Here is a 3,399-nt window from a genome sequence, read left to right as displayed (position 1 = left end):
TTGATTTCTAGTCTTTGACTGGATCGTTCTTTAAAAATTTGGGTATGTGATAGAAAGATAGACTGAACGTTACTTTCACTGGTAACGGATCAGGCTAAGGTAAAATTTGTGAGTTCTCTTAGTTGAGAAATTCGAATTTTCGGCGAATGTCGTCTTCACAGTATAACCAGATTGCTTGGGGTTATATGGTCAAGTGAAGAAGCGCATACGGTGGATGCCTTGGCAGTCAGAGGCGATGAAAGACGTGGTAGCCTGCGAAAAGCTTCGGGGAGTCGGCAAACAGACTTTGATCCGGAGATGTCTGAATGGGGGAACCCAGCCATCATAAGATGGTTATCTTGTACTGAATACATAGGTGCAAGAGGCGAACCAGGGGAACTGAAACATCTAAGTACCCTGAGGAAAAGAAATCAACCGAGATTCCCTTAGTAGTGGCGAGCGAACGGGGACTAGCCCTTAAGTGGCTTTGAGATTAGCGGAACGCTCTGGAAAGTGCGGCCATAGTGGGTGATAGCCCTGTACGCGAAAATCTCTTAGTCATGAAATCGAGTAGGACGGAGCACGAGAAACTTTGTCTGAATATGGGGGGACCATCCTCCAAGGCTAAATACTACTGACTGACCGATAGTGAACTAGTACCGTGAGGGAAAGGCGAAAAGAACCCCGGAGAGGGGAGTGAAATAGATCCTGAAACCGTATGCGTACAAGCAGTGGGAGCAGACTTTGTTCTGTGACTGCGTACCTTTTGTATAATGGGTCAGCGACTTATTTTCAGTGGCGAGCTTAACCGAATAGGGGAGGCGTAGCGAAAGCGAGTCTTAATAGGGCGTCTAGTCGCTGGGAATAGACCCGAAACCGGGCGATCTATCCATGGGCAGGTTGAAGGTTAGGTAACACTGACTGGAGGACCGAACCGACTACCGTTGAAAAGTTAGCGGATGACCTGTGGATCGGAGTGAAAGGCTAATCAAGCTCGGAGATAGCTGGTTCTCCTCGAAAGCTATTTAGGTAGCGCCTCATGTATCACTGTAGGGGGTAGAGCACTGTTTCGGCTAGGGGGTCATCCCGACTTACCAAACCGATGCAAACTCCGAATACCTACAAGTGCCGAGCATGGGAGACACACGGCGGGTGCTAACGTCCGTCGTGAAAAGGGAAACAACCCAGACCGTCAGCTAAGGTCCCAAAGTTATGGTTAAGTGGGAAACGATGTGGGAAGGCTTAGACAGCTAGGAGGTTGGCTTAGAAGCAGCCACCCTTTAAAGAAAGCGTAATAGCTCACTAGTCGAGTCGGCCTGCGCGGAAGATGTAACGGGGCTCAAACCATACACCGAAGCTACGGGTATCACCTTCGGGTGATGCGGTAGAGGAGCGTTCTGTAAGCCTGTGAAGGTGAGTTGAGAAGCTTGCTGGAGGTATCAGAAGTGCGAATGCTGACATGAGTAACGACAATGGGTGTGAAAAACACCCACGCCGAAAGACCAAGGTTTCCTGCGCAACGTTAATCGACGCAGGGTTAGTCGGTCCCTAAGGCGAGGCTGAAAAGCGTAGTCGATGGAAAACAGGTTAATATTCCTGTACTTCTGGTTATTGCGATGGAGGGACGGAGAAGGCTAGGCCAGCTTGGCGTTGGTTGTCCAAGTTTAAGGTGGTAGGCTGAGATCTTAGGTAAATCCGGGATCTTAAGGCCGAGAGCTGATGACGAGTTACCCTTTGGGTGACGAAGTGGTTGATGCCATGCTTCCAAGAAAAGCTTCTAAGCTTCAGGTAACCAGGAACCGTACCCCAAACCGACACAGGTGGTTGGGTAGAGAATACCAAGGCGCTTGAGAGAACTCGGGTGAAGGAACTAGGCAAAATGGCACCGTAACTTCGGGAGAAGGTGCGCCGGTGAGGGTGAAGGACTTGCTCCGTAAGCTCATGCCGGTCGAAGATACCAGGCCGCTGCGACTGTTTATTAAAAACACAGCACTCTGCAAACACGAAAGTGGACGTATAGGGTGTGACGCCTGCCCGGTGCCGGAAGGTTAATTGATGGGGTTAGCTAACGCGAAGCTCTTGATCGAAGCCCCGGTAAACGGCGGCCGTAACTATAACGGTCCTAAGGTAGCGAAATTCCTTGTCGGGTAAGTTCCGACCTGCACGAATGGCGTAACGATGGCGGCGCTGTCTCCACCCGAGACTCAGTGAAATTGAAATCGCTGTGAAGATGCAGTGTATCCGCGGCTAGACGGAAAGACCCCGTGAACCTTTACTATAGCTTTGCACTGGACTTTGAATTTGCTTGTGTAGGATAGGTGGGAGGCTTTGAAGCGTGGACGCCAGTTCGCGTGGAGCCATCCTTGAAATACCACCCTGGCAACTTTGAGGTTCTAACTCAGGTCCGTTATCCGGATCGAGGACAGTGTATGGTGGGTAGTTTGACTGGGGCGGTCTCCTCCTAAAGAGTAACGGAGGAGTACGAAGGTGCGCTCAGACCGGTCGGAAATCGGTCGTAGAGTATAAAGGCAAAAGCGCGCTTGACTGCGAGACAGACACGTCGAGCAGGTACGAAAGTAGGTCTTAGTGATCCGGTGGTTCTGTATGGAAGGGCCATCGCTCAACGGATAAAAGGTACTCCGGGGATAACAGGCTGATACCGCCCAAGAGTTCATATCGACGGCGGTGTTTGGCACCTCGATGTCGGCTCATCACATCCTGGGGCTGAAGCCGGTCCCAAGGGTATGGCTGTTCGCCATTTAAAGTGGTACGCGAGCTGGGTTTAGAACGTCGTGAGACAGTTCGGTCCCTATCTGCCGTGGACGTTTGAGATTTGAGAGGGGCTGCTCCTAGTACGAGAGGACCGGAGTGGACGAACCTCTGGTGTTCCGGTTGTCACGCCAGTGGCATTGCCGGGTAGCTATGTTCGGGAAAGATAACCGCTGAAAGCATCTAAGCGGGAAACTTGCCTCAAGATGAGATCTCACTGGAACCTTGAGTTCCCTGAAGGGCCGTCGAAGACTACGACGTTGATAGGTTGGGTGTGTAAGCGCTGTGAGGCGTTGAGCTAACCAATACTAATTGCCCGTGAGGCTTGACCATATAACACCCAAGCAATTTGCTGACCTGAGAAGGCACCAGATTGCGGTGTGTGAAGACGAAACGAACCGAAAGTTCGAAGCGCACAAACACCGACAGCTGTCACATACCCAATTTGCTGAAGCGAGGCCCTCTGGTCACGACTCAGTACCCGAATTTCTTGACGACCATAGAGCGTTGGAACCACCTGATCCCATCCCGAACTCAGCAGTGAAACGATGCATCGCCGATGGTAGTGTGGGGTTTCCCCATGTGAGAGTAGGTCATCGTCAAGATTAAATTCCGAAACCCCAATTGCGAAAGCAGTTGGGGTTTTGTTTT

General features: G+C 51.0%; 2 rRNA genes. Both read left to right on the top strand.

The annotated features are described in order from the left end of the window. Positions 1-187: 187 nt before the first annotated feature. A 23S ribosomal RNA gene (locus AEQ63_RS06070) occupies positions 188-3,081 on the top strand. A 156-nt stretch (positions 3,082-3,237) separates the two neighbouring features. Beyond that, positions 3,238-3,353 (top strand): 5S ribosomal RNA (gene rrf / locus AEQ63_RS06065). Positions 3,354-3,399 lie beyond the last annotated feature (46 nt).

The sequence above is a fragment of the Pseudomonas sp. RIT-PI-o genome, from assembly GCF_001297215.1.
GTDB classification, from domain to species: domain Bacteria; phylum Pseudomonadota; class Gammaproteobacteria; order Pseudomonadales; family Pseudomonadaceae; genus Aquipseudomonas; species Aquipseudomonas moraviensis_A.
Note: the sequence above shows the minus strand (reverse complement) of the source record. Positions and strands in the feature narration are given on the sequence as shown.